Consider the following 24,237-nt stretch of genomic DNA (forward strand, 5'->3'; position numbering starts at 1 on the left):
CGGATGCGCGCGCTGATCACGAACGACGACGGAATCGACTCGCCCGGCCTGGCCGCCCTGGCCGCCGCCGCCCTGGACTCCGGCCTGGACGTGGTGGTGGCGGCGCCCGTCTCGCAGGCCAGCGGCACCAGCGCGTCGGTCGCGGCGATCGGCGACTCGGGCCGGGTGGTCAGCGAACGCCGCTCGCTGCCCGGCCTCGACGTGGAGGCCTACGCCGTCGCGGCACATCCGGGGCTGATCTCGCTCATCGCGTGCCGCGGCGGTTTCGGCGGCAAGCCCGACGTGGTGCTGTCCGGGATCAACCTCGGCGCGAACGTGGGCCGCGCGGTCCTGCACTCCGGCACCGTAGGCGCGGCGCTCACCGGGCACCTCAACGACGTGACGTCGATGGCGGTGTCGCTCGACGTCGGGCTGGACGAACCCGAACCGCTGTGGGACGAGGCGGGCGAGGTGGTGCGCGTCGTGCTGCCGGTGCTGCTGGACATGCCGGACGCCTCGGTGCTGAACCTCAACGTGCCGAACATCGCCGGCGTGCGCGGGCTCCGCTGGGCCGAGCTCGCGCGGTTCGGCACCGTGCAGAGCCGCGTGGACGACAGGGGCGACGGCGAGGTCGAACTCGTGCACGTCTACGCCGAGCAGTCGCTCGTGCCGGGCACCGACACCGCGTTGCTGGCAGAGGGTTTCGCGACGCTGACGGCACTGCGTTCGGTCGAGCGCGACGTCAGCCCGGAGCGCGCTTTGCCGGCCTGGCCAGCGTGATCACGAGCCCGATCAACGCCGTCCGCACCCCGAGGAAACCCTCGGTCGTGATGCCGTCCAGGGAGAACGCCAGGATCCCGAACCCCAGCAACAGCAGGAGCCCGTACATCCGCGCGTGGACGAGCCGCCACGCCATCACGATGCCCATCACCCCGACACCGAGCTGGACGACGCGGTAGCTGGGGTTGAGCCCGAACAGGTCCAGCCACCCGAAGGCGAGCTGCAGCACGCCCGCCGTGAGTGTGAGCGCCTGTGGCCTCGTGAACTCGAACTGGTCGCTCGACAAGGCCATAGGTCGTCACCCCTCGGATCGCCGCCAGACCGCGTCGTACTTCGCCTGCTTCTCGCGGTCCTGTGAGGCGTTCCGCTCTCGACGCCCCTGGGTTGCTGAACCTCTGGGATACCCGTATTTCGTCAGACGATGGTCCACACTTTCAGGTGCATAGGACAGCGCGAAGTACAGCCCCACGACGAAACCGAGCCCACCGCACGCGATCGCGAGCGGCCACGGCGAGCCGAGCCCGAACACCAGGGCCAGCGCGATGACCGCGGTCAACGGCGTGACCTGCACCAGACTGCGCACCGTGAAGCGCAGCAACCACTTCGGCCCGGTCACGTCGTCGTAGACGAACTGCCTGTACTCCTGCGGAAGCCTGCCGCCCGCGTAGTACCACGCCTTCAACGCCGGGTTCATCGGGTGGCCTTCGCGATCACCTTGTGCAGCACCTGGTTCAGCTGCGCGAGCTCTTCGAACGTCATGTCGAGCTGCTCCACGACCTTGAAGGGAATCTTGAGCGCTTCCTTGCGCAGTTCGGTGCCCTCGTCCGTGAGGGTCAACGCGAGCGCGCGCTCGTCGGCCTTGTCCCGCTGGCGCTCGACGTACCCGATCGCCTCCAGCCGCTTGAGCAGCGGGCTGAGGGTGCCGGGGTCGAGCTGCAGGGCGCTGCTCAGGTCCTTGACCGTGCGCGGCGACCGCTCCCAGAGCGCCAGCATCACCAGGTACTGGGGATGCGTCAGGTTCAGCGGCTCCAGGATCGGGCGGTAGACCGCGATCACCGTGCGGGATGCCACGGCGAGGGCGAAGCAAACCTGCCGCTCGAGTTCGAGCGGGTTCTCCGGGATGCTTGGTGTACTAATCATTTGTGTACACGGTATCTCGGGAACAGGCTCGAGTCCAAGAGGTGTGGTGCGAAGCTCAGGCGTGGTGCCGGTAGCTCACTTCAGCGCCTCCGCGATCACCTCGGCGGTCACAGCCGCACCCGCCGCCGTCATCACCGTGCCACCGTGGTCGACCCCGCCGATCAGCACGGGCTCCCGCAACACCGGCAGCGCGGCCCGGAACCCGGCCGCCTGCTCAGGGCTGTAGGCGGGCGCGCTGCCCGGCCCGGTGCTCCACTCGGCGTGCACGAACCACGTCGGCACGGTCAGCTCCTGCCACCGCGAGGTGCCGAACACGACATCGCGCGTGTCGGTGAGCAGCGTCTCGCCGGACAGCGCCAGGTGGCCGTCCGGAGTCAGGTCGTGGGCGAAGTACTCGCGGATCAACGAGTCGGTGGGGTCGATGGCCTTGTTCACCATCGCCTGGACTGCCAGGTACTCGTCGACGGTCCAGGTGCGCTCACGTGCGGCGAGTTGAGGGGCGAGAGCCGCCGAGAGGATCTCCTCGGTCATCTGCGCGTGCATGGGCATGGGGAAACCGCCGTCCACGAGCACGAGCGCGCGCACTCGGTCCGGGTGGCGCACGGCCAGGTCCACGGCGACGTAGCCGCCCATCGACATGCCGGCCACGGTCACTGAGTCGAGGTCCAGGGCGTCGAGGACGCGAACCATGTCGTCGGCGTGCTGCTTCATGGTGCCGCCGGTCAGGGAGGCGCTGTCGCCGCGGCCGCGCAGGTCCGGGGCGATGAGCGAGATGCCGTGGGCGGCGACCCAGTTCCACAGCTTGCGGCTGCCGCTGACGCCGTGGATCGCCAGCACGGGCGCGGTGTCGCCGTCGTGGATCTCGACGGTCAGGTTGCCGCCGTCAACGGGAACGAGCATGCGAACTCCTTAGGCCTTGCCGGGGTTGAAGAGGTTCAGGGGGTCGAGCGCGTGCTTGACGGCCTGGTGGACGGCGTGCGCCTCGGGGCCGAGTTCGCGGATCATGCCGTCGCGTTTGAGCAGGCCCACGCCGTGCTCGCCGGTGACGGTGCCGCCCAGTTCCAGGGCCTGGTCGATGATGTCGTCGAACGCCGCCTGTGCCGCGATGCGCGCGTTCTCGTCGCCGGGTGGGGTGATCAGCAACGGGTGGAGGTTGCCGTCGCCGGCGTGGGCGATGGTGGCGACGCGGACGCCGTGGCGTGCGCCGATCTCCTCGATGCGCGCGAGCATCGCCGGTACGGCCGAGCGCGGGACGCAGACGTCCTCGGTGAGCAACGGGCCCAGGCGTTCCAGTGCCGGGTAGGTGAGGCGGCGGGCGGCGAAGAGGGCTTCGGCCTCGGTCGAGTCGGTGGACCGCTCGGTCCAGGCGGCGCCCGCGTCGGTGAAGGCCGCGACGAGGCCGTCGGCGTCGGCGGGCGTCTCGGCGCGGGCCAGGAGCATGGCCTCGGTGTCCGGTTCGATGCCGAGGTGCTTCCAGTCCTCGACGGCCTGCAGGCACGCGCGGTCGATCAGTTCCAGCGCGGCGGGTTGCAGGCCGCGGCCTGTCGCGAGGGCAACGGCCTGACCTGCGGCGACGAGGCTGTCGAACGCTCCGACGACGGTGTCGGCCGGCCGTGGGGCCGGGCGCAGGCGGACGGTGACCTCGGTGACGACGCCGAGCGTGCCCTCGGAGCCGACGAGCAGGCTGGTCAGGTCGTAGCCGGCGACGCCCTTGGTGGTGCGCCTGCCGAGCCGCACCGCCGTGCCGTACGGGACGGGCCCGCCCATCACGGCTTCCAGGCCGAGAACGTAGTCGCGCGTCACGCCGTACTTGAGGCAGCAGAGGCCGCCCGCGTTCGTGGCGACGTTGCCGCCGATCGTCGACCACGGAGAGCTGGCCGGGTCCGGCGGGTACCAGAGTCCTTGTGCCGCAACGGCCTTCTTGAGGTCGTCGTTGACGACGCCCGGCTGCACGACGGCGAGCAGGTTGTCCCGGTCGATCTCCAGGATCCGGTCCATCCTGCTCAGGTCGAGGACCAGGCAGCCGTCCGTCGCGTTGGCGCCGCCGGACAGACCCGTGCCCGCACCACGCGGCACGATCGGGATCGACCTGTCGGCGCAGTGCTTCACGGCCTCCTGGACGTCCTCAGTGGACTGCGGGCGGAACGCGGCGTGCGGCGTGCCCACGGGCGCCCACTCGGCCTCGTCGTGGCTGAGGCCGGCCAGGGTGTTCGGGTCGGTGATGAGCTTCATGAACGCTCCAACGCGCCGTGCGCGGCTTTGTGCACCACGCGTTCCAGATCCGCACCCCAGGCAACCGGTGTGGTGTCCGCGTGGACCGGGACCGCGCCCATGCCCGCCACCGCGAAACGAGCGAAGAGCAGCAGGTCGAAGGCCTGTGCGGGGGAGGCGAGCGGCGGCGTCAGGATCGTCGCGATCTGCAGGGCGCCGGTGTTGAGCTCCTGCGTGCCGGTCGCGATCAGGTCGGGCTCCTTGACGATCACCGCGCGGCGGCCGAGTTCCAGCGCCCACTGCTCCGGCGTGATCGTGCCGATCGCCGTGCGCACGGCCGCCGACAGTGCGGCGACGGGGTCGGGGTCCGGCACGAGCGAGCGCACGACGCGGCTGAGGAACGCGTCGTACCAGAAGATCGCGGCCTTGGTGCCGAACGTGCGGAACAGCGTGCGTTCGGAGACGCCCGCGCGATCGGCGATGGCCCTGGTCGACGTCGCGGCGAAGCCCTGGTCCAGGCACAGGGCGATGGCCGCCTCTTGGATCGCGAGGCGGGTGCGCAGGTCCTTCGCGGCCCGCGTGGTCAAGGTGTCCACGGCGTCACCGTAGCGAAGAATGTCAGTATCTGCCAGATTTTGTGTCAGCTGCTGTCAGGTGTGAGCGCTGAAACTGGGGGTAGATGACTGCATGGCCCGGACCACGGTCGTCATCGCCTCGCGGAACCGCGCGGACAGCCTGCTGCGGACTCTCGCGCGGCTGAGCGAGCTCGCGGTTCCGGTGATTCTGGTGGACAACGCCTCCACCGACGACACGGTCGTCCGTGTGCGCAAGGACTTCCCGACGGTCACCGTGATGGAAGCGCCGTCGAACCTCGGCGCGGTCGCACGCAACCACGGCGCGCGTTCCGCGCTCACACCGTTCGTGGCTTTCGCGGACGACGACTCGTGGTGGGCGCCCGACGCGTTCGAGCTGGCGGAGCCGATCTTCGACGCGCACCCGGACCTCGGCCTCATCGCGGCGCGCACGCTCGTCGGACCGTCAGGAGAACCGGATCCGATCACACCGCTGCTGCGCCACAGCCCGCTGGGCAACGGCGTGGCGGGCCCCTCGGTGCTGGGATTCCTGGCCTGCTCGGCGATCGTGCGGCGGCAGGCGTTCGTCGAGGCGGGCGGGTTCAGTCCGGTGTTGTTCTTCCGCGGCGAGGAAACGTTGCTGTCGTGGGACCTCGCGGCGGCGGGGTGGGCGCTCTGCTACGTCGAGGACGTGGTGGCGCACCACCACCCGGCCGCGCAACGGGATCCGGGCGGGGACGTTCTGCAGCGACGCAACGCCGTGCTCACCGCGTGGATGCGCCGCCCGGTGGACCGGGCACTGGCGGCGTCGCTGAAGGATCCGCGGGCCTTCGGGGCGGCACTGCCCCGGCTGCGTCAGGCGCTCCGGCAGCGTCGTGAGCTGCCGGAGCACCTGGAAGCGCAGATCAGAGCGACCGAACAGCAGCCGCAAGGCGCGTGATGCCCTCGTCGATCTGCTCCGGCGTGACACCCGAGAACGCGAGGCGGATGGCGTTGTCGCCGCCCTCCAGCAGGAAGTCGGAGCCCTTCACGAACTCGACGCCGTGCTCCTTCGCGACCGGCACGAGCTTGTCGATCGACACACCGGGCAGCTCGACCCACATGAAGTAGCCGCCCTGCGGCGCGGTGAAGACCGCCTCCGGCAGTTCACGCTGCAGGGCAGCCACAAGAGCGTCCCTGCGCGCACGCAACGCCGTGCGGACGTTCACGACCGACTCGTCGAGACGGCCGGAACGGCAGTACGAGTTCACGATCGACTGCGCCACCATGTTCGGTGAGATGTACGTGGTGGTGGCGATGTCCTGAACGGACTTGATGACGGACTTCGGCCCCACCAGGTAACCGCAGCGGATGCCGGGCGCCATGGTCTTCGAGAACGACGACGCGTAGACGACCTTGTCGTTCTGGTCCTGCGACAGCATCGTCGGCAGCGGCTCGCCCTCGAACCGCACCTTCACGTACGGGTCGTCCTCGAACAGCACGAAGTCGTACTGGGCCGAGAGCTCCAGCAGCCGCGCGCGCTTCGCCTCGGACAGCGTGTAACCGGCCGGGTTGTGGAAGTTCGGGATGATGTGCGCGAGCTTCGGGCGCACACCGCTCTCGAGCAGCTTCTCGAGCGAGTCGACGTTGATGCCGTCGGTCTCGAGCTCGATGGCGTGGATCTTGGCGCCGCGCTGGCGCAGGTTCAGCAGCGTGCGGTCGTAGGTCGGAGCCTCGACCACCACGTCGTCGCCCTTCTGGACGAGCAGTTCGAACAGGAACGCGTCGGCCTGCATCGAACCGTTGGTGACGAGCACCTGCTCCGGCTCGACGCCGTGCTGCTCCGCGAGCCAGGTGCGCAGCGGCACGTAGCCGACGCTCGTGCCGTACGCGAAGGTGCCGCCGGGGTCGTCCGTGAAGGCTTTCTGCGCGGCGTCGCGCAGGCCTTCCTGGTCGATGATGTCGAGAGAGGGCGCTCCGCGCGTGAACAGGATCGAGGCCATGCGCGGAGCGTACAACTCCCACGATTTGGGCTACGGCCTATATACGTATGCGTTCAGCTGGCTGACGGCTTGTGCCGCGCCGCCCAGGTGGTAGAGGTCCACCGCGAGGAAGTTCGGCTTCTTCCTGGCCGCGGGCTGGCAGAACTGCTGCGCCCGGTTCGCGAGCTTGCCGTTGTCCGCCGTGGCGGTGCTCGTGAACGGAACGTCCCGGAAGTGGTTCATGACGAACAAGGGCTGGAAGCCGCCCGTCGCAGTCAGCGGTTTTTCATCCCATCGGCTGTAGCAGGACCAGTCGGAGGCGCCGAGACCCGAACCCATCGACCAGTAGTTCTCGACCGTCCAGTCCTTCTGGTACAGCACGCCCGAGTCCTCGCGACCGTCCTTTCCGTGATCGGTGAAGATGATGAGCCGCTTGCCGCTGCCCTGCATCTGGCTGCGCGTGGGCCAGCCGTTCTGCTGCACGCCCTCGGCCCGGTACAGGACGTCGTTGAGCCCCTGCACCTTCCGCAGTTCGGCGCGCAACGTGTTCGCGTCGACGTAGTCCTCCAGGAAGACCGTGACGATCTCGCTGCGGTTGGCCTTGAGGAAGTCGACCATCCGCTGCACGTCCACGTTGAGCGCCACCGGCTTGCTCACGAGCGTGCAGCTGTTGTGGCACAGGATCGCGCCGTCCGCCGTCTGGTGGATGTCGAGCATGAAGCCACGCACGCCGTCGTTCAGCTGCTGGACGATGCCGCGCGTCTGGTTCTTGGCGAGGTTGACGAACGGCGGCGCGAACCCGCCGTCGACCCCGTTCGCGTAGGCGTTGTGGGCCGTCAGGAACGTCATCTGGTCCAGCCGCGGATCCGCCGGCGCGGGCGACGTCTGGTTCTGCACCGGCGTCAGGTACCAGCGCGACTCACCGCCGAGGCCGAAGAACTCCCACTGATCACCGAACTGAACGGGCGCGTGAACCGTATCCCCTTGTGAACACGAACCCATGGTGAGCTGACGGGTGATGCACTGACCCGGCGAGTCGGTGTTCTCGAACCTCCCGTCGCTCAGCCGCCACTGCTGGCGGTCTTCGTTGCCTTTGGGGCGGTGCAGCGCCACCCCACTGCCGCTCTGGGCGACGTTGAGGCCGGTGCGGACGCCGGTGACGTAGAACGTGCCCGCCGGGGCCGCTTGCGCGGTGGCGGGCACCAGGGGCAGGAGCAGCAGGGCTGCGATGGCAGGGAGGTATCGCATGGTGACCAGAGTCACCCACCCGAGTGAAACATGAAACAGTTTCAAGCGTTTGGACGTTTAACACTTCGGGTATCCCACCCATCGTGAAGCGCTCTTCTTGAGCAGAGAACAACGCTCGTCAGCGCTGTACAACTCCACGGCAGCCGTCGCCCGACCGAAGGGTTAGGGCCGGTACTCGGGCGCCGCCTTCACAAGCCGCGCAGGGTTCGACTCCCTCGGTTGCCACTTGCTCCCCGTGAGCCCTCGTCGTCGACATCCCGCGGCGGGTAAGGCAGGCGTCGTGACCGACGGGTCGCGGCGCCTGTGCCGTCTCAGCGCTGGTCACAGCACTCGTCTCAGCCCTGGCCACGGCCCGGCGGGTCCGAACTGGTGTCGTGACCGACGGTCGAGGCCCTGTGTCGCCCTCAGCACTCGGCCCAGCGCTCGTCTCAGCCCTGACCACGCCCCGGCGGCCTCGTCATCCCAGGTCGTCCACCAGGCCTCACCGCGGAAACGCCCCCGTGCGCCGCACCCTCCGCACACCCCCGAGGAGCGAGCGCCCAGCCGAGCCTCCTGGCCGGGACCTGACTCGCGAGCTCACTGCGGAACGAGGCGACGATGCGCACGGCGGAACCGGCCTTTCGGTGGTCGTGGGCTCCAGGAGTGGAGCACGTGATCACCATGACAGGCAGGTCTGACAATTTCGAGAAACCGCAGTTCAGAACAGCAAAAGGCCCGCCAGGCCGAAGCCTGGCGGGCCCTGAAGAGCTCAAATCAGATGGCGCGGACGTCCTGCGCCTGCGGGCCCTTCTGACCCTGGCCGATCTCGAACTCCACGCGCTGCTGCTCCTCAAGCGACTTGAAGCCCGAGCCGGAGATCTGCGAGTAGTGGACGAACACGTCCGGACCGCCGCCGTCCTGCGCGATGAATCCGAAGCCCTTCTCGCCGTTGAACCACTTAACGGTGCCCTGCGCCATACCGATTGCTCCCTAGATGATGGACCCCCGCCAGAGCGAGGTTCGCGGGCAGTCTGCCAGGCGCAGGTCTCTCTCACATCGTGGTTAGCCCGGTGGTGTGACGAAGTAAGTTGAAACAGGTACCCCCGAGAGGAGCAGGGATGACGAACTGGCTGGACGTCGCGCACGAGGTTGCGGCGACGCTCAGGTCCGACGCGGCGGACAGGGACCGGGCCAACCAGCCACCCACCAAAGAGGTGGAACTGCTCCGGCAGAGCGGCCTGCTGAACGTCCGGGACTGGGCGCAGCAGCAGCGGATCGGGCGGGTCGTCGGGGCCGCCGACGCCAACGCCGGCCACCTCCTCGGGTACCACTACCTGCAGATTTGGCGCAGCGGGCTGTTCGACGCGCAGTTCAGCGTCCAGCCCGACGAGTTCTGGGCGGGCGTGAGCAACCCGCTCGACGCGGCCCTCGAACTGAGCCCCTCCGACGACGGTTTCGTCCTCAACGGACGGAAGACCTTCGCCACCGGAGCCGCCGTCGCCGACCGCCTCGTGGTCAGCGCGACGCGCACGGACAACGGCGAGAAGTTGACCTTCCTGCTCGACGGAAAAGCGAGCGGAATCACCTACTTGGACGATTGGGACAACATCGGTCAGCGCCTCACGGCGTCCGGTGGCGTGAACTTCGAGAACGTCGCGGTCACGGAAGTCCTCGGCGTCCAGCCGGTCAACGAGGACCCGCGCGTCAGCCTCGCGGCGATCGGCTTCCAGCTCGTGCTCGCCCAGCTCTACGTGGCCATCGCGGAGGGCGCGCTCGCCGAGGCCGCCGACTACACCCGCACCAAGACCCGCCCGTGGTTCGTCAGCGGCGTCGAGGCGGCCACCGAGGACCCGTACATCGTCGTCGCGTACGGCGAGATGGTGTCGCAGACGCGCGCGGCCGGGCTGCTCGCGGACGAGGCGGCCCGCCAGCTGCACGAGGCCACCGAGCTCGGCCGGAACCTCACGCCCGCCAAGCGCGGCGAGGTCGCCGTCACGATCTCCGAGGCCAAGGTCGTCAGCACCAAGCTCGTCAACGAGGTCACGAGCCGCATCTTCGAGCAGGTCGGCGCACGCGGTACAGCCGCCAAGTACGCCGTGGACCGGTTCTGGCGCAACGCGCGCACGCTCACGCTGCACGACCCGGTCGTCTACAAGGCCCGCGAGGTCGGCGAGCACTTCCTGACCGGCGCGCGCCCCGCCTACACCGGGTACAGCTGATGCAGCCGGTGCTCGCCGACTCGGTGAGGCTCACCGACGAGGGCGTGCTGATCCTCGACCGCCGGCAGTTCCCGTTCGAACGGAACTGGGTGCTGTGCCGGACGGCAGGGGAGGTCGGGCGGGCGGTCGAGGACATGGTCACCCAGTCCTCGGGCCCGTACTTCGCGGTCCTGTACGGCATGGTGCTCGAGGCCAGGGCGGTCGGGCACCTGCCGTTCGCACAGGCCCGCGCCCGGCTGGCGGACACCGCGCGGATGCTCGAGAACACCAGGCGCACCAACAACGCCCTGCGCAAGGCCACCAAGGTCGTGCTGGAGCACGTGGACGCCGCACAGGACGTCGCGCACGCCCTGAACGGCGCTCTGGAAGGCGACCGCAGGTACCGCGCCAAGAGCCAGGCGCTGGGGGAGCACACCGCGAACCTGTTGCCCGACAACGCCACCGTGATGACGCACTGCTGGGCCGACCTGTACCTGACGGAGACGGTCAGGGCCGCGCAGGAGCAGGGCAAGACGCTGAAGTTCTTCTGCACCGAGACCCGCCCGTACCTGCAGGGAGCCAGGCTCACCGCGGAGACGTTGATCGAGATGGGCGTCGACACCACGCTCATCACCGACGGCATGGGCGCCGCCGTCCTGCAAAGCGGCCAGGTGGACGCGTTGGTCACGGCGGCGGATCGGGTCACCATGGACGGGCACGTCGTGAACAAGGTCGGCACACTGGGTCTGGCCGTGGCAGCGCACGCGTTCGGAGTACCGTTCCACGCCCAAGTGCAGGCACCCGATCCGCACGCGCCCACCGCGGACCACGTGGAGATCGAGTTCCGCGACGGCGCGGAAGTGCTGCAGGTGCTGGGCAGACCGAGTGCCACGCCGAGGGTGAAAGGGCACTACCCGGCGTTCGACGTGACGCCACCGCGCTTCGTCACGACCGTGGTGACGGACCGGGGCGTCTTCAACGCCGGGGAGCTCGACGAGTACTACGAGGGAGAACAGCGGTGAGCAAGTGGGTCGTGCTCGACATCGAGGGCACGCTGAGCGCGACGGACCAGGTTCTGGTCGTCCTCTACGACTACGCGCGCCCGCGGCTCGGGCCGTGGATCGAGCAGCACGGTGACGACCCGGTGGTCGCCGACGCCGTCAAGCAGATCAAGGAACTGTCGGGCCACGACGACGTCGTCAAGGCGCTGCACGACTGGATGGACGCCGACCAGAAGGTCACGCCCCTCAAGACGTTGCAGGGCCTCATCTGGCAGCAGGGCTACGCGCAGGGCGACCTCGTCGCGGAGTTCTTCCCGGACGTCGTCCCCGCGATCCGCAAGTGGCACGACGACGGCGTGCGGCTCGCGATCTTCTCGAGCGGCTCGGTCGCGGGCCAGGTCGCGTTCTTCCAGCACACCACCGACGGCGACCTGACCCCGTTGCTGGAGCACCACTTCGACACGGTCAACGCCGGCCCGAAGCGCGAAGCCGCGTCGTACCACAAGATCGCCGAGACGCTGCAGTCCGACGACATCACCTTCTACAGCGACGTCCCGGCCGAGCTGCACGCCGCGCAGGAGGCGGGCTGGAAGACGGTCGGCGTCGCGCGCGCCGGCGAGCCGTACGCCAACGCCGACTTCTCGCCCCACCCGACGGTCTGGGAGCTCTCGTGACGGCGGAGCTCGCCCGCGAGTGCGTCCGGTACGCGCAGATGGGCTGGATGCGCGGCACCTCGGGCAACCTCTCCGTTGTCCTGCAACGTGATCCGTTGCGGCTGGCGGTCACGGTCAGCGGCGTCGACAAGGGAGAGATCACCGCCGGGGACAGCGTCGTGATCGACACCGACGGCAACGCCGTGAACAGCGACAAGGTCCCGTCCGCCGAAGCCGGCCTGCACGCCAGGATCGCCCGCGTCGCCGGAGCGGGCGCCGTCGTGCACGTCCACGCACTGGCACCCGTCGTGGCGGCCGAGCACTGGCCCGGCGGCGTGGTCCTGCGGGACCTCGAGATGCTCAAGGGTTTCGGCCGGTACGCCCACGAAGAGGTCGTCATCCCGGTGGTGCCGAACTCGCAGGACATGGTCGAGCTGGGCGACGCGTTCGAGAAGGGCTTCGACTCCAAGGTTCCGGCGCTGCTCGTGGCGCGGCACGGTGTGTACGTGTGGGGTGACGACCTGGTGCAGGCCCGGCACCGCCTGGAATGCCTGGAGTGGTTGCTGCGCTTCAAAGTGGAGACACGGGACATCTTTACGGGGAGGAACGCATGACGCTGCTGACCGTGTGGCCGGAAACCGGTCCCGAGGAGACCGTGCTGCGGACCACCGACGCCGAGGAGATCGCCACCGCGCTCAAGGAGCACGGCGTGCGCTTCAGTCGTTGGTCCGTTGTGGACGGTGTTACCGCTGAGAACGCGTTGGAGCTCTACGAGAAGGAAGTCGCCCGCGTCAGTGAGACGGAGAGCTACGGCTACGTCGACGCGATGGAGATGGCTCCGGCCGATACGGATGAGTATCGCGCCAAGGCTGTGGAGTTTCGCGGGAAGTTCCTCGCCGAGCACACGCATGATGATGACGAGGATCGGTACTTCGCCCGTGGGGCAGGGGTTTTCTACCTGCACATCGGGGACAAGGTGTATGCGGTGTTCTGCACTGCCGGGGATTTGTTGAGCGTTCCGGCGAACACGACGCACTGGTTCGACATGGGGACCGAGCCGGATTACGTGTCGATCCGGTTCTTTCATGATGATGATGGGTGGATCGGGAATTTCACCGGTAGTGATATTGCTACGCGGTTTCCGTCGTTTGATGAGTTGCGTGCGGGGATGGGCTGAGGGCTGGTTCGCGATTTCGGCTGTGGGCTGGGGTGCGTGCGGCCTGTTGCGGTTGCGTGCTTCCCCTGGGGCTCTGCCCCAGACCCCGGCAATCTGAGATGGGGGCCAGCGCCCTCGGCAGGCTGATGGCACGCCTGTTGCGTTGGGCGGCTGCGCGTTGCTTAGAAGGTTGCGTTGGCGGTGGGTCCCATCACGAGCCGCACCAAGAGCGGGCCACATGCAGGTAGGGGTGTCAAGCGGACGAAGAGCGTGTCCGCTTGACACCCCTACCTGCATGCAGCAAGAGCTATGGCGCGACTCGTGATGGGACCCACCGCCCTAGCCTCTTGGTAAGGACGGCTCGCCTGCGGCATCGCGGCCTCCCCAGGGGCGTTTCAAGAATGTGAAAAGTTCGCCTACCTGAACGTTGTTCCGGAATTTGAACGAACTATTGATCCCTCCGCCTCCCTGCCCCCAGAGTGGTACAGACCACTTATCGAAGGTCGGAGGGATTCAACGTGGAAACCCCTGCACTCCACACGCGACGCTCGATGCTCGCCCTCGCGTTGACCGCACCCCTGCTCGTGGCGCCGGCTGGCGCGGCCCTCGCCCAGCCGCCGTCCGCGCAGTGGGTGTCCGCGCCGTACACGTACACCGTTCAGAAGCCGCACAACCTGGCGACCAGTGCGCGGTACAAGTTCGAAGGCGGCGTCCACACGATGTGGGTGTACGACTACGACCAGCCGCACACCGCCGGCAGCCCCACGGATCCGCGTACCGAGCTCCGCTTCAACCAGGAGTACTCCAGCGGGTCGCGCGCCTGGGAGGGGGAGATCTACATCCCGGCCGGTGTCAGCGGGCCCACCGTCGTGCAGATCCTGCGCGGCAGCCGTCCCGACGGGACGCGTGCCACCGACGTGATGCTCAACGTCGCCAACATCAACGGTGGCACGTTGCGCAAGGACAGCAACCAGGTCGTCGCGACGGGCATCTACAACAAGTGGTTCAAGATCCGTGTCGAGCACACCGCCGTCGCGGGTGGCCGCGGCACCGTGAAGACGTACTACAACGGTGCTTTGAAGCTGACGCACCAGGACGAAGGTCCGGCCACGCGCTACTTCAAGAACGGCGTCTACCACCACGGCAGCGGTCGCGCGGAGGCCCGTTTCCGCAACATCACCTACTGGCGCCAGTGACGCCCTGATCTGGTCCCGCTTCCGCGTGCCGCGGCGGGACGCGCGGAAGCGGGACCGCTGTCAGCGCTGGGGGGACCACGCTCCCGACCACTGCTCGGCGCCCCAGCCCTGGAAACGTTCCACCTCGGTGAACCCCAGCTTCGCCGCGAGGCGCATCGAGGCCAGGTTGGCGGTCTGGGTGGTGGTCACCACCTGCTGGCCGGGATGCGCGGTGGCGAACCAGTCGAGCGCCGCCACGCACGCCTCGTAGGCGTAGCCCTGCCCCCAGAACTCCGGCAGGAACTGGTACCCCAGCTGGGGTTCGCCGGACTCGTGGTGCGGGTCGAACGAGACCATGCCGATCATCGCGCCGTCGAGGGCGACGACGAAGAAGCCCGTGCGCCGGCCCGGCACCGCGGGCGCCGTGCGTTCGACCTCGTCCCGCGGCGGTGCGCCGCCGATGTAGGTGCCCACCTCCGGCGACGAGAACAGCTCGATGAACGCCTCTCGGTCGCCCGCCTCGGACGCGCGCAGCACGAGCCGTTCGGTCCTGATCGGGACGGGTGGCCAGTCAACTGATCCGAGTTCGGTCATGCGATCGACCCTAGAGTGAGCCCATGAGCTCACAGGTGGCGGTGGCATCGCTCGGCGGCACGATCACGATGACCGGCTCCGGTGCTGTGGCACCGACCTTGGGCGCCCAGGACCTCGTCCAGGGGCTCGAGGTCGGTGAGATCGCCACCCTGGCGACGACTCCCGGCGCGTCGCTCACGTTCGTCACCTTGCTGGAGGCCTTCGACTGGGCCTGCAAGCAGGTGTCCGAGGGTGCCTCGGGCGTGGTGGTCGTCCAGGGCACGGACACCCTGGAGGAGACCGCGTACTTCTTCGACTGCCTGTGGCCGCACGACGAACCGGTCGTCGTCACCGGCGCGATGCGGCACCCCGGGCTTCCCGGCGCGGACGGCCCCGCCAACCTCGCCGCCGCCGTGGCCGTCGCGGCGGCGCCGAACTCGCGTGGTCGCGGGTCGTTGCTGGTGTTGAACGACGAGATCCACGCCGCCCGGTGGGTGCGCAAGACGCACAGCAGCCTCATGAACGCCTTCACCTCGTTCCCCGGACCGCTGGGGCTGGTGGTCGAAGGCTCGCCGCGGTACTTCCACCCCGCCCACCGGGCGCCCGCGTTGCCGCGACCTCTCGACGCCCCAGCGGTTCCGCTCGTCGAGGCCACTGTGGACGAAGACGGCTCGATCCTGGACTGGTTGAACGTCAAGGGTGTTGTCGTTGCGGCCGCTGGCGTCGGGCACGTGTCGGCCGGCATGGCGGAGGCGATCTCGCGTGCCCGGTTCCCGGTCGTGGTGGCGACGCGGACGGGAGCGGGGACGACGTTCCAGGGCACCTACGGCTTCGTCGGGTCCGAGGCGGACCTGATCCAGCGCGGGGTTGTCATGGCTGGGTGGCTATGTCCTCGTAAGGCGCGCGTGCTGCTGCGTCTCGCTATCGGCGCTATGCAGCCTATCGGGGACGTTTTCGCAGCTCGTGGCGGTGTTTTCTAGCTCTTTTTCACCCGAACGAGCCAGTGGCATGGACCGGATCCAAGCCATACCGTCGTTGGGCATGACCGCAAGCATTTCCACCCCGTACAGCCGGGATCTCGGTGACGAGCTGCGCCGTCTGCGGGAGTCGTGCACCGAGTTCCACGGCCGTGCGATGGCCGTGCAACTGGGCTGGGACCCGAGCAAGGTGTCGGACATCGAACTGGGCAAGGTGCGCGCGAGCGAGGTCGACCTCGTCCAGTACCTGGCGACGTGCGGCAAGGACATCTACTTCGCCAACGAGTTCCGAAGCCGCTACTACAACGCCTTCGACCTGTTCTTCGCCCAGGTACCGGACGATCTGCGCACGCTCGCGATGACCGAGGCGATGGCCACGAAGATCATCAGCTTGGACGTGATGACCGTGCCGGGCCTCGTGCAGGTCGAGGACTACATACGCGAGCTGTTCGTCGATTCCCACATCGAGGCGCCGGAGGACATCGAGAAGTTCGTGCGGGCGCGCATCGAGCGGCAGGCGATCCTCAAGCGGCCGAACCGTCCGGAGTGCTTGTTCTACGTGCACGAGCTGGCACTGCAGATGCGTCTGGGCAGTGCCTCGGTTCGTGAGGACCAATACTTGCGTCTTCTCTTCAACGCCCACATCCTTCGGATCGTGCCGGCGCACGCCACCGCTTTCCGCTCTCCGTGTGTGCTCTACGAATTCGAGAAGGCGCCCTCGGTCGTGTACTGCGAAACCGACATGGCGAAGGTGTTCGCACAGGACAAGACCGCTGTCGCACGGGCGAGACGACTCTTCCAGCGGCTGGATGCCGTTGCCCTGGATGAGGAACAATCGCGGAGCAAGCTGATGGAGTACATCAGTGCCCTGCGAGAGGATTCAGATGTCCCAGGAACGGACTTGGCGTAAGAGCAGCTACAGCGGTGGCAGCGGTTCGGGCAACTGCGTGGAGGTGTCGCTGGCCCAGGACGCCCTGGTCCGGGACACGAAGAACGCGAGCGGTCCAGCACTCGCGTTCTCCACCTCTGCCTGGCGCGCCCTGCTCAACTCGCTCTGACCACCGACGTGTTCGCGGTCGCGACCGTCACGCGCACGGTCTGAGGTGCCAGCGACTGCAGGTACTGGCCGTGGTCCGAGCCGATCGTGTCGCTGAACGCGATGAACCCCAGCCGGGGCAGTTCGAACGCGGTGGTGGCGCAGAAGTCCTCCAGGCGGTCGAACCCGCGCCGGATGCCGGTGGCGTCGAGGCCGAACACGGCGTGCCGGTCGAGCTTCGCGGCTCCGGTGTCGAGCAGGTGCAACGCGTGCATGGCGTGGGTGAACGCCATCGCGCACACCTCGATGCGCGAGCACGACTCCAGCAGGGTCCGCACCATCGACGGGTGCAGCGACTTGCCGGACGTGCGCAGGACGACGTCGATGCCGGACTCGCGGAACAGTTCGACGATCTCGAACAGACCGGGCACTCCGAGCGGTTCCCCGCCGCCCAGCGTGACGGTCTCCGGGCGCATCGAGATGAGTGCTTGGGCGACGTGCAGCATTCGGTCGTGGCTGAGCCGCGCGTGTGCGACGTCCCAGGTGATGTCCATCGGGCCCCCTTTGGCGGATACGCCAATCCAATCGGGGGCCCTGTCCCGTCGTCAGGTGACCGTTGTCCCGACCTAGGTGGGACTTCCGAGTCCCGCCTCGCGGGCGCGCACGATGGCCTGCGCGCGGTCGGCCACCTGGAGCTTGGTGAAGATCGCGGACACGCGGTTGCGCACGGTCTTGCCCGACAGGGTCAGCCGGTGGGCGATCGACGGGTTGTCCATGCCGGAGGCCATCAGTTCCAGCACGTCCCGCTCCCGGTCCGTGAGCTGCGGGAACAGCACGGCCTTGGACGACGAGATGGCGGTGAAGTAGCCCATCATCCGCTGGGCGATGGTGGCGCTGAAGATCGCCTCACCGGCTCCTATGGCCTGCACGGCGCGCACGATCTCGTCGTCGTCCGTGGTCTTGACCAGGTAGCCGCGGGCGCCGGCCTTCATCGCGGCGAACACCAGCTCGTCGTCCTCGTGCATGGTCAGCACGAGGACTCCGACGTCCGGCAGGGCCTCCTGGATCTGCTTCGCGGCCTCGACCCCGCCCAGGACGGGCATGTGCAGGTCCATCACGACGACGTCGGGCCGCAGGTCGAGGACGACCCGCACGGCCTCCTGGCCGTCCGCCGCGTCGCCGACTACCTCGAGGCCGTCCTCGCACTCCAGCAACGCCTTCAGCCCGCGCCGGAACACCGGGTGGTCGTCCGCGATCACGACGCGCGTCACTGGGCCTCCAACGGGATCCGCGCCACCACCCGAGTGCCGTGTGGTTCCGCAGGCCCCACTGTGCACGATCCACCCAGTTCGGCGCATCGTTCTCGCATCGAATCCAGCCCCACACCCGGCCTGGAGCCGGCCGCGACACCGCGTCCGTCGTCCACGATCTCCACCACGAGGTCGCCGTCGGCCCGCACCGTGATCACGCACTTCGACGCCCCGGAGTGGCGGGCCGTGTTGGTCAGCGCCTCCGCGACGATCCGATAGGCGGCGACCTCGACGGCCGCGGAGAGCCCGTCGATCGGTTCGGCGTCGACCTCGACGCGGAGGTCCCCGTTGAAGCGGGCGGCCTCGTCGCGCACGGCCAGGGCCAGGCCCTGGTCGAGGATCGGCGGCCGCAGCCCGTCCACGAGGCTGCGCACCTCGACAGCCGTGGTGTCGACGTCGGCGAGCACCGGGTCCAGCACGTCGCCCAGCGAGCGCCGCAACGCCCTGAGCTGCAACCGGATCCCGACCAACGCCGGTCCGACGCCGTCGTGCAGATCGCGCCGCAGCCGCAGCCGTTCTTCTTCGCGCGCACGCACCAACCGTTCACGCGCGAGCTGCAGATCGGCGGTCAGCTTGATCGACTGCGCGGCCGGGGCGGTCGAGCGCGCGAGGTCCACCAACAGGTTCAGCTCGCGGTCGGTCAACCGCTCGTCGGGAGCACGCGGCTCCACGACCAGGTCACCGACGGAAGATCCCCGGTACGTCATGGGAAAGCGCAACTGCGGCCACCCGCGACTACGCCCGTGCTCGGCCAGCACCGACCCACCGCGAATCGCCACGTACGGCAGCTTCAACGACTCGGCGACCGTGGCGGCCACGGTCGGAAGCACGTCCTGCGACCGTTCGAGCTTCTCGCTCAACATGGACAGCGTCGCGTAAGGATCCGAGCGCTGGCCGTACAGCCAGAGGTCGAGCTTGCGCTGCATCCAGCTGCGGATCGGCGCGAACGCCAGACCGGCGGCCACGACCCCGATCACCTCGGTGTCGTCGGTCAGCAACTCGCCCGCCCCGACCATCACGCCGAGGTAGACCAGCAGCAGCACGACGGTCAACGAGCCGTAGAGCAACGACCGGTGGATCAGCAGGCTGATGTCGTAGAGGCCGTACCGAACGATCGCGATGACCGCGGCCGCCGGAAACGCCAGCACACCGACGATCCACGCGACGTGCCCGTCCGTCGTCTCCACCACGGTCGCCACGACCGCCAGCGTCAGCAACGCGAACGCCCACACGAGCGACCGGCGTTCGTCCCCTTCAGCCCTGCGCCAGCGCAGAGCCAGGGACACGACCGCCGCGAGCACCGAGATCCCGGCGACGATCACGGCGACCAGCGTGATCGTCTTCGCGAGCCCGCCGTCGCCCGACTGCCGGAACGACGCGGGATCGCCCCACGAGGCCCAGGCGATCCCGATGGTGCCGGCGAGAGCGCTGAACAGCGACGCGCCGATGGCGATCCACCAGCGGTCGTTCACAGGCCTGCCGTTCGGGAAGACCAGTGCCACAGTGGGCAACAGCGCGTACGTGGGCCACCAGACCCACGCCTCGACCCATCGGGCGGGGTGGTCGGCGGGCTGACCCGCGACCGCGATGGCGACGGCGCCGAACACGCCCATGGCCAGCAGGAGCCACCCGACGGACGACCTGCGGACGTGGCCGATCACGCGCACACCGAGCAGGGTGCAGGCGAACGCGACCAGCCAGTTCCGCGGATGCGAGACCGCGCCGGTGACCGCTGTGTGCACGACGGCGTAGAGCACACAGGCGGCCACCAACGAGCCGATGACCCGCGCGAGGGTGACCTCGCGACGGGTCAGTCGCTGAGCCAGTGCCACAGGTCGTGGAACGGAGAACCGTCGTCGAGGGTGGAAAGGCCACCCGGCCAGCCCTGGAAGGTCATGATCCGGTGGCGCAGCTCTTCCACGGTCTTCGGCTCAGCGGGCTTGTGCGAGTGGTTGAAATCGACGTCCCCAGGCGGCGCGTTCATCGCGCGCGCCTGAAGCTCCGCGTACCAGGCGAGGAGCTCTTCGTCGGACATGTGCGAAAAGTACGGCGGCGTTACTTTCTGCCCGGACTTCGACATGCCCGAATAGAGTCGTGGGCACTCGTCTGGATACACGAGTGCCCACGAACTTCTGAGAACTTTCTCGGATCAGCTCACGGCAGGACCTGGATCTTGCGGCCCACACCTGCCTTGAACTGGTCCAACGCCTTCGCGTAACCGTCCAGTGGCACCCTGTCGCTGATGAAGATCTCGGGGTCCAGCACTCCGGTCGCGAAGAGGTCCGCCGCCCGTTCGAACGAGTGCAGCACCGCCATCGAGCCGGTGATGGTGATCTCCTGGTTGTAGATCTTGTACGGCTCGATGGTCACGCGGGCCGAGTAGTCGGAGACTCCGAACTGGAGGAACGTGCCTCCCTTCGCGACCCGGTTGATGCCGTCCTGGATGGCCTTCTCGTTGCCGGTGGCGTCGATGACGACGTCCCAGCCCTGCGGCCGGTCCAGTTCGTCGGCCGACGTCGCGACGTTCGTGACGCCGAGCTGCACGGCGGTCTTGAGGCGCTCCTCGTTCAGGTCGACCACGTCGATCGACGACGCGCCGGTCAGCTTGCCGAGCTGCAGCATCATCAGGCCCATCGTGCCCGAACCGTAGATCAGCACCCGTGACGCCATCTGCGACCGCAGCACGTCGTAGCCGCGCACGGCGCACGACAGCGGTTCGATCAGCGCTGCGTCCTCGGTCCGCACGTGGTCGGGCAGCTTCACGCAGTTCGCCACGGGCGCCTTCGCGAACTCCGCCGCGCCACCGGACGTCGTGACGCCGATGGCGGCCCAGCGCTCGCAGAGGTTGTTCTTGCCCGAGCGGCACATCCGGCACTCGTGGCAGTAGAGCGACGGGTCGACGGCGACCCGGTCACCCACGGCGAGCTCGTTGACCTGCGAGCCGATCTCCACGATCGTGCCGGCGAACTCGTGGCCCGGCACGACCGGCAGCGTGGGCGCGAACTCACCCTGCAGGATGTGCAGGTCCGTGCCGCAGAGCCCGCAGGCCGCGACCTGGACGACGACTTCGCGAGGACCGCACGTGGGATCGTCCACAGTGGTCACTTCGACGGACCCGACGCCGGTGATCACTGCTGCTTTCACTTGACCGCTCCCAACGAAAGGCCCTGGACGAGCTTGTCCTGGGCGGCGAACCCGGCGATGAGCACCGGCAGAGAAACCACGACCGCGGCCGCGCACACCTTGGCCAGGAACAGGCCCTGGGAGGTGACGAACCCGGTGAGGTACACGGGGGCGGTGCCGGCGACGACGCCGGTCAGCACCCGTGCGAAGAGCAGCTCGTTCCAGCTGAAGATGAAGCAGATCAACGCCGTCGCCGCGATGCCCGGCATCGCGATCGGCGCCACCACCCGGCGCAGGGTCGTGACCAGCCCGGCACCGTCGATGGAGGCCGCCTCGAGGATCTCCTTGGGGACCTCCGCGAGGAACGACCGCATGAGCCACACCGCGATCGGCAGGTTCATCGAGCAGTACAGCAGCGTGAGGAACGAGATGTTGTCGAGCATCCCGGAGAACTGCGCGATCAGGTAGATCGGCAGCAGTGCCGCGACGACCGGCATCATCTTGGTGGAGAGGAAGAAGAACAGGACGTCGGTCCACTTCTCCACCGGCTTGATCGACAACGCGTACGCGGCCGGGATCGCCAGCAGCAGCACGATGATCGTCGACCCGATCGAGGCGCTGAACGAGTTGATCAGCGGCGGCCACGCGCCCGCGTTGAAGAACTCCTCGTAGCCGTCGAGCGTCAGCGGCGCCAGGAGCGACGGCGGGTTCGTCGCCGCGTCCGACTCGCTGTGCAGCGAGGTCAGGAACATCCAGGCCACGGGCGCGAAGAAGACGATGCCGGCGAACCAGGCGAGCACACCCCAGATCCTGCTCATCGCTTCTCCTCCTTGAACAGCGAGGACACCGTGCGCAACGCGAACGTCGCGATGATGATCGACCCCGCGACCACGATGACACCGGCCGCGGAGGCCTCGCCGTACTCGTGGGCCTGGTAGAAGGTCTGGTAGATCATGTACGGCAGGTTCGCCGTGCCCAGACCACCGGACGTGATCGTGAAGACCGCGTCGAAGTTCTGCACGATGTAGATCGACCCGAGCAGCCCGCCGAGCTCCAGGTACTGGCGCAGGTGCGGGAACGTCAGGTACCGGAAGATCTGGAACGACGAGGCGCCGTCGATCGTCGCGGCCTCAACGGGTTCGATGGGCTTGCTCTGCAGGCCCGCCAGCAGGATCAGCATCATGAACGGCGTCCACTGCCACACCAGCGACAGCACGACCGCGCTCATCGGCATGTTCGAGATCCAGTCCGGCTGGGCCTCGAAGCCCAGCCAGCTCAGGATTCCGTTGAACAGGCCGTACTCCGGGTTGTAGAGCACGTGCTTCCAGATCAGCGCCGCCGCCACCGGCACCACGAGGAACGGCGCGATGAGCATGGTGCGCACGAACCCGCGACCGGCGAACTTCTTGTCCAGCAACAGCGCCAGCCCGAGCCCGAGGACCAGGCTGATCAGCACCACCGACGCCGTGAGCACGATCGTGTTGACGACCGAGGAGCGCAGGTCGGGGTCGGTGAAGACGTTGACGTAGTTGTCGAACCCGGCGAACCCGCGGCTGGTGGGGTCGAGCGAGTTCCACTTCATGAACGAGATGACCAGCGTCGCCACGAACGGCAGCTGCGTCACGATGATCAGGAAGATCAGGGCGGGCAGCAGGGGCGCGCGCCGCGCCCACTTCGAGTAGTTCCTGCGGGGGGCCGGGGGCGGCCGGTCGGCGACCGGCCGCTCCTCACGGGTCAGGACTGCCATGTCACTGTCCCTTGTACTTCGCGGCGACCTTCTCGGCGAGTCCCTGACCGTTGTTCAGCGCGTCGTCCACGGACGTGGCGCCCGCGATGGCCGAGCTGATCTGCTGCGACACCTGGGTGCCGAGGTCGGTGAACTCGGGGATGCCGACGAACTGGATGCCGGGGGCGGGACGTTCCTGCACACCGGGGTTGAGCGGCTTCGCGCTCTTGATCGCGGCCTCCGCCATCGCGGAGAAGCTGCCGGAGGACTGCTTGTACTCGGGACGCTGGTAGGTCGACGAGCGCTTGCCATCGGGGAGCTTCGACCAGCCGAGGTTCTTGCCGACCAGTTCCTCGTAGCCCTTGCCGGACGCCCACGAGACGAACTTCCAGGCGTTGTCCTGCTTCTTCGAGGCCTTCTGGATGCCGAACGCCCAGGTGTAGAGCCAGCCGGAGCTGTCGGTCTTCACGACCGGCGCCTGGGTGAAGCCGAGCTTGCCCTTGATGGGGGAGTCGTCGGCCTCGAGCAGGCCCGCGGCGACCGTGGCGTCGTACCACATCGCGACCTTGCCCTGCGTCATGTTGTTGAGGCACTCGGCGAAGCCGGCCTGCGGAGCGCCGTTCTCACCGTGGTTGCGCACGAGGTCGACGTAGAACTTGGTGGCCTCCTTGAACTCCGGCGCGTTGACCTGCGCCTGCCAGTCCTTGGTGAACCACGTGCCGCCGAAGGTGTTCACGACCGTCGTGAGCGGCGCCATGACCTGGCCCCAGCCCGGCTGGCCGCGCAGGCAGATGCCGCGCACCTCGGGCGTCGCGACCTTCGCCGCCGCCTCCGCGACCTGCTGCCAGGTCGGCTTCTCGGGCAGCGTGACGCCCTTGGCCTCGAAGATGTCCTTGCGGTACATGAGGAACGACGACTCGCCGTAGAACGGCTGCGCGTAGACCTTGCCGTCCGCCGCGGTCAGCGACTGCTTGATCGGCTCGAGGATGTCGGCCTGGTCGAACGCGCTGTCCTTCGCCACGAAGTCGTCCATTGGCGCGAGCCAGCCGTTCTTGGCGTACATCGGCGTCTCGTAGTTGGAGATCGTCGCCACGTCGTACTGACCGGCCTGGCTCGAGAAGTCCTGGCTGATCTTGTCGCGGACGTCGTTCTCGGGCAGCACGGTGAAGTTCACCTTGATGCCCGTCTCCTTGGTGAAGTTGTCCGCGGTGAGCTTCTGCAGGTCCTGCATCTGCGGGTTGTTCACCATCAGGACGTTCACCGAGTTCTCACCGCCGCCCCCACCACCGGCTCCCGAGCAGGCGGATGCGAGCAGCAACACGGCGGTAGCGGCTCCGAGTGTGCGAATCGACGACATCGTCGGTTCCTTTCAAGGGTTTTTGGGCGCGTCGAAGTAGGGGGAAGTGCGCCCAAAGGAGAGGGCGGTCAGTGCTCGGGGC

The 24,237-nt window shown here is 68.1% G+C and carries 29 protein-coding genes; 11 read left to right on the top strand and 18 right to left on the bottom strand.

The genetic code is table 11. The features are described 5' to 3' along the window. Positions 1–3: 3 nt before the first annotated feature. Positions 4–759: a 5'/3'-nucleotidase SurE gene (gene surE / locus IE307_RS25405; protein WP_191301880.1), complete on the top strand. Its 756-nt coding sequence runs from the start codon at positions 4–6 to the stop codon at positions 757–759. On the opposite strand, the gene IE307_RS25410 is transcribed toward surE, so the two are convergent. The 6 genes from IE307_RS25410 to IE307_RS25435 all read right to left on the bottom strand — a co-directional run bounded on the left by IE307_RS25410 (position 722) and on the right by IE307_RS25435 (position 4,706). After that, the gene (locus IE307_RS25410) at positions 722–1,051 is read right to left on the bottom strand and encodes a hypothetical protein (protein WP_191301882.1); all 330 of its coding nucleotides are present in this window, start codon (positions 1,049–1,051) and stop codon (positions 722–724) included. The two genes, surE and IE307_RS25410, sit on opposite strands and share 38 nt — an antisense overlap. Positions 1,052–1,057: 6 nt before the next feature. Next, on the bottom strand, positions 1,058–1,453 hold the full coding sequence (locus tag IE307_RS25415; RefSeq protein WP_191301883.1) for a DUF5313 family protein: 396 nt from the start codon (positions 1,451–1,453) through the stop codon (positions 1,058–1,060). Then, a complete protein-coding gene (locus IE307_RS25420; protein ID WP_191301884.1) occupies positions 1,450–1,899 on the bottom strand; it encodes a MarR family winged helix-turn-helix transcriptional regulator in 450 nt (149 codons plus the stop codon). The genes IE307_RS25415 and IE307_RS25420 overlap by 4 nt, the downstream gene beginning before the upstream one ends. Positions 1,900–1,974: 75 nt before the next feature. Beyond that, on the bottom strand, positions 1,975–2,799 hold the full coding sequence (locus tag IE307_RS25425) for an alpha/beta fold hydrolase (protein ID WP_191301885.1): 825 nt from the start codon (positions 2,797–2,799) through the stop codon (positions 1,975–1,977). Positions 2,800–2,808: 9 nt separating this feature from the next. Continuing rightward, positions 2,809–4,131 carry an FAD-binding oxidoreductase gene (locus IE307_RS25430; protein ID WP_191301886.1) on the bottom strand — a complete coding sequence of 441 codons (1,323 nt, stop codon included), beginning with the start codon at positions 4,129–4,131 and terminating at the stop codon, positions 2,809–2,811. Then, positions 4,128–4,706, bottom strand: a complete 579-nt coding sequence (locus IE307_RS25435) for a TetR/AcrR family transcriptional regulator (protein ID WP_191301887.1) — start codon at positions 4,704–4,706, stop codon at positions 4,128–4,130. Before IE307_RS25435 ends, IE307_RS25430 begins: the two co-directional genes overlap by 4 nt. 91 nt (positions 4,707–4,797) lie before the next feature. Between IE307_RS25435 and IE307_RS25440 the strand changes: the two genes are divergently transcribed. Beyond that, complete coding sequence (locus tag IE307_RS25440) at positions 4,798–5,622, top strand: glycosyltransferase family 2 protein (protein ID WP_191301888.1); 825 nt, start codon at positions 4,798–4,800, stop codon at positions 5,620–5,622. On the opposite strand, the gene IE307_RS25445 is transcribed toward IE307_RS25440, so the two are convergent. From IE307_RS25445 to IE307_RS25455, 3 genes are all read right to left on the bottom strand, one after another. Then, the gene (locus IE307_RS25445) at positions 5,588–6,664 is read right to left on the bottom strand and encodes an aminotransferase-like domain-containing protein (protein ID WP_229905053.1); all 1,077 of its coding nucleotides are present in this window, start codon (positions 6,662–6,664) and stop codon (positions 5,588–5,590) included. The genes IE307_RS25440 and IE307_RS25445 overlap by 35 nt on opposite strands. 30 nt (positions 6,665–6,694) lie before the next feature. Further along, a complete protein-coding gene (locus IE307_RS25450) occupies positions 6,695–7,891 on the bottom strand; it encodes a PI-PLC domain-containing protein (protein ID WP_191301890.1) in 1,197 nt (398 codons plus the stop codon). A gap of 753 nt (positions 7,892–8,644) precedes the next feature. Then, positions 8,645–8,848, bottom strand: a complete 204-nt coding sequence (locus IE307_RS25455; protein ID WP_030479286.1) for a cold-shock protein — start codon at positions 8,846–8,848, stop codon at positions 8,645–8,647. A 140-nt stretch (positions 8,849–8,988) separates the two neighbouring features. Here IE307_RS25455 and IE307_RS25460 point away from each other — a divergent pair, with 140 nt between their 5' ends. From IE307_RS25460 to IE307_RS25485, 6 genes are all read left to right on the top strand, one after another. Further along, positions 8,989–10,089 (top strand): acyl-CoA dehydrogenase family protein, encoded by a 1,101-nt coding sequence (locus IE307_RS25460; RefSeq protein ID WP_191301891.1) that lies wholly within the window; start codon positions 8,989–8,991, stop codon positions 10,087–10,089. Then, positions 10,089–11,090, top strand: a complete 1,002-nt coding sequence (locus tag IE307_RS25465; RefSeq protein ID WP_191301892.1) for a s-methyl-5-thioribose-1-phosphate isomerase — start codon at positions 10,089–10,091, stop codon at positions 11,088–11,090. The genes IE307_RS25460 and IE307_RS25465 overlap by 1 nt, the downstream gene beginning before the upstream one ends. Continuing rightward, positions 11,087–11,743 (top strand): acireductone synthase, encoded by a 657-nt coding sequence (gene mtnC, locus IE307_RS25470; RefSeq protein WP_191301893.1) that lies wholly within the window; start codon positions 11,087–11,089, stop codon positions 11,741–11,743. Before IE307_RS25465 ends, mtnC begins: the two co-directional genes overlap by 4 nt. Next, positions 11,740–12,336, top strand: a complete 597-nt coding sequence (mtnB, locus tag IE307_RS25475) for a methylthioribulose 1-phosphate dehydratase (RefSeq protein WP_268250406.1) — start codon at positions 11,740–11,742, stop codon at positions 12,334–12,336. The genes mtnC and mtnB overlap by 4 nt, the downstream gene beginning before the upstream one ends. Beyond that, entirely contained in the window at positions 12,333–12,899 is a 567-nt protein-coding gene (locus IE307_RS25480; RefSeq protein WP_191301894.1) for a 1,2-dihydroxy-3-keto-5-methylthiopentene dioxygenase, read from the top strand. The genes mtnB and IE307_RS25480 overlap by 4 nt, the downstream gene beginning before the upstream one ends. Before the next feature lie 497 nt (positions 12,900–13,396). Beyond that, complete coding sequence (locus IE307_RS25485) at positions 13,397–14,074, top strand: polysaccharide lyase family 7 protein (RefSeq protein ID WP_191301895.1); 678 nt, start codon at positions 13,397–13,399, stop codon at positions 14,072–14,074. Between the two features lie 60 nt (positions 14,075–14,134). Here IE307_RS25485 and IE307_RS25490 read toward each other — a convergent pair whose 3' ends face one another. Next, positions 14,135–14,647 carry a GNAT family N-acetyltransferase gene (locus IE307_RS25490; RefSeq protein WP_191301896.1) on the bottom strand — a complete coding sequence of 171 codons (513 nt, stop codon included), beginning with the start codon at positions 14,645–14,647 and terminating at the stop codon, positions 14,135–14,137. A 23-nt stretch (positions 14,648–14,670) separates the two neighbouring features. On the opposite strand from IE307_RS25490, the gene IE307_RS25495 reads away from it, so the two are divergent. The 3 genes from IE307_RS25495 to IE307_RS25505 are packed head-to-tail and all read left to right on the top strand — an operon-like array spanning position 14,671 to position 16,661. After that, positions 14,671–15,606 (top strand): asparaginase, encoded by a 936-nt coding sequence (locus IE307_RS25495; RefSeq protein WP_191301897.1) that lies wholly within the window; start codon positions 14,671–14,673, stop codon positions 15,604–15,606. Beyond that, on the top strand, positions 15,590–16,513 hold the full coding sequence (locus tag IE307_RS25500) for a helix-turn-helix domain-containing protein (protein ID WP_191301898.1): 924 nt from the start codon (positions 15,590–15,592) through the stop codon (positions 16,511–16,513). Before IE307_RS25495 ends, IE307_RS25500 begins: the two co-directional genes overlap by 17 nt. After that, entirely contained in the window at positions 16,488–16,661 is a 174-nt protein-coding gene (locus tag IE307_RS25505; RefSeq protein WP_191301899.1) for a DUF397 domain-containing protein, read from the top strand. The genes IE307_RS25500 and IE307_RS25505 overlap by 26 nt, the downstream gene beginning before the upstream one ends. Here IE307_RS25505 and IE307_RS25510 read toward each other — a convergent pair. The 8 genes from IE307_RS25510 to IE307_RS25545 form a co-directional block, all read right to left on the bottom strand. Further along, the gene (locus IE307_RS25510; protein ID WP_191301900.1) at positions 16,648–17,193 is read right to left on the bottom strand and encodes a radical SAM family protein; all 546 of its coding nucleotides are present in this window, start codon (positions 17,191–17,193) and stop codon (positions 16,648–16,650) included. The genes IE307_RS25505 and IE307_RS25510 overlap by 14 nt on opposite strands. Before the next feature lie 72 nt (positions 17,194–17,265). Beyond that, the gene (locus IE307_RS25515) at positions 17,266–17,910 is read right to left on the bottom strand and encodes a response regulator transcription factor (RefSeq protein ID WP_229905054.1); all 645 of its coding nucleotides are present in this window, start codon (positions 17,908–17,910) and stop codon (positions 17,266–17,268) included. Beyond that, positions 17,907–19,781: a sensor histidine kinase gene (locus IE307_RS25520; RefSeq protein WP_191301902.1), complete on the bottom strand. Its 1,875-nt coding sequence runs from the start codon at positions 19,779–19,781 to the stop codon at positions 17,907–17,909. Before IE307_RS25520 ends, IE307_RS25515 begins: the two co-directional genes overlap by 4 nt. After that, positions 19,760–19,984 (bottom strand): hypothetical protein, encoded by a 225-nt coding sequence (locus tag IE307_RS25525; RefSeq protein WP_191301903.1) that lies wholly within the window; start codon positions 19,982–19,984, stop codon positions 19,760–19,762. The genes IE307_RS25520 and IE307_RS25525 overlap by 22 nt, the downstream gene beginning before the upstream one ends. 119 nt (positions 19,985–20,103) lie before the next feature. Further along, positions 20,104–21,093 (bottom strand): zinc-dependent alcohol dehydrogenase family protein, encoded by a 990-nt coding sequence (locus tag IE307_RS25530; RefSeq protein ID WP_191301904.1) that lies wholly within the window; start codon positions 21,091–21,093, stop codon positions 20,104–20,106. Next, positions 21,090–21,890 carry a carbohydrate ABC transporter permease gene (locus IE307_RS25535; RefSeq protein WP_191301905.1) on the bottom strand — a complete coding sequence of 267 codons (801 nt, stop codon included), beginning with the start codon at positions 21,888–21,890 and terminating at the stop codon, positions 21,090–21,092. Before IE307_RS25535 ends, IE307_RS25530 begins: the two co-directional genes overlap by 4 nt. Next, positions 21,887–22,819 carry a carbohydrate ABC transporter permease gene (locus tag IE307_RS25540; protein WP_191301906.1) on the bottom strand — a complete coding sequence of 311 codons (933 nt, stop codon included), beginning with the start codon at positions 22,817–22,819 and terminating at the stop codon, positions 21,887–21,889. The genes IE307_RS25535 and IE307_RS25540 overlap by 4 nt, the downstream gene beginning before the upstream one ends. 1 nt (position 22,820) lies before the next feature. Then, positions 22,821–24,155, bottom strand: a complete 1,335-nt coding sequence (locus IE307_RS25545; protein ID WP_191301907.1) for an ABC transporter substrate-binding protein — start codon at positions 24,153–24,155, stop codon at positions 22,821–22,823. Positions 24,156–24,237 lie beyond the last annotated feature (82 nt).

Origin of the sequence: Lentzea cavernae (assembly GCF_014653695.1) — a bacterium.
In the GTDB taxonomy this organism is placed as follows: Bacteria; Actinomycetota; Actinomycetes; order Mycobacteriales; family Pseudonocardiaceae; genus Lentzea; species Lentzea cavernae.